We start from the raw sequence: 744 nt of genomic DNA on the forward strand, positions 1-744 counted from the left end.
TGTCCTCGAAGAGCTTGACCAGGACCGGACCCATGACCGCATCCCGGCAGGCTCGTTTCGACGGGCCGCGTTTCTTGGCGGCGTAGTAGGTGCTCGGGGCCACCTGCACTCCTGCGCTGTGCAGCACGGTGCAGATGGGCTCGACCCCGAATTCTTCCCGGTTGGCGTCGATGAAGTCGACTATTTCTTGTGTTGGCGGTCGAGCTCCGCCCCGAAGAAACTCGCCGCTCGTTTCAGTATTTCGTTGGCGCGCTTGAGTTCTCGGTTCTCTTGTTCGAGTTCCTTCATGCGTCGCGCTTCAGTGGTCGACACCCCGGGCTCATAGCCGTCGTCGATATCGGCCTGGCGCACCCAAGACCGTACCGATTCCACCCCGTAACCCAGTTGACGAGCGACCCGGGCCACCGTGCCGTGCTCGCTGCCCAACTCGGCTCGCAGCGTGCGCACCATCCGCACTGCGGCAGCTTTCTCCTCCGGGCTGTAGCGGCGAGCGCTCGGGCTGGCCGACGACTGTTTGTTCGACATAACTCCATCCTCGTTTCCAAGGTCTGGAGCCTCCACGCAACCCAGGGCGATTCAGCCATCAATCAACCGATTGGCCAAGACGAAGTAGTGCAAGCCCCCCACGCGCTCACCATGCGTGAGGCACCAACCACCGCTTCGCGCTCACTTTTAGCTGAGGCACCTCGCCATGACTACGTCCGCCACGGCACCACCAGCCTCTTTGCCGCCTTCGACATCAGC

Annotated in this window: 1 pseudogene and 1 other annotated feature; the pseudogene reads right to left on the reverse strand. The window is 62.5% G+C overall.

The features are described from left to right. Positions 1–525 (reverse strand): annotated as a pseudogene (locus F6Q13_RS18515) (transposase); the annotation flags it as partial. After that, positions 95–226, reverse strand: a sequence feature (AL1L pseudoknot). It overlaps the preceding pseudogene by 132 nt. Positions 526–744: the final 219 nt, after the last annotated feature.

Source organism: Mycobacterium sp., from assembly GCF_008709575.1.
Taxonomy (GTDB): Bacteria; Actinomycetota; Actinomycetes; order Mycobacteriales; family Mycobacteriaceae; genus Mycobacterium.